A 360-nucleotide genomic window follows, 5' to 3' on the forward strand; every position below is an offset into this window, starting at 1 on the left:
TCTTTATTGTACCTACTCCTATCGGTAATCTGGCGGATATCACCCAGCGTGCGTTGGAGGTGTTACAGGCTGTAGATCTGATTGCCGCCGAGGATACTCGTCACACCGGTTTATTGCTGCAACATTTTGGGATTAATGCCCGATTGTTCGCGCTGCACGACCATAACGAACAACAAAAAGCGGAAACGCTGGTCGCGAAGCTAAAAGAAGGGCAGAACATTGCGCTGGTTTCCGACGCCGGTACGCCGCTGATTAACGATCCGGGCTACCACCTGGTGCGTACCTGCCGTGAAGCGGGGATTCGCGTGGTGCCGCTACCGGGGCCATGTGCGGCGATTACCGCCCTGAGCGCCGCTGGCC

Annotated in this window: 1 protein-coding gene; it reads left to right on the forward strand. The window is 56.7% G+C overall.

Annotated features, from left to right (window positions below; translation table 11 throughout):
* Window positions 1-360, forward strand: a 360-nt coding sequence (gene rsmI / locus J4G32_RS20715; protein ID WP_210497522.1) for a 16S rRNA (cytidine(1402)-2'-O)-methyltransferase, incomplete at both ends; no start/stop codon positions are given.

Source organism: Microvirga antarctica (assembly GCF_017921815.1).
GTDB classification, from domain to species: Bacteria; Pseudomonadota; Alphaproteobacteria; order Rhizobiales; family Beijerinckiaceae; genus Microvirga; species Microvirga antarctica.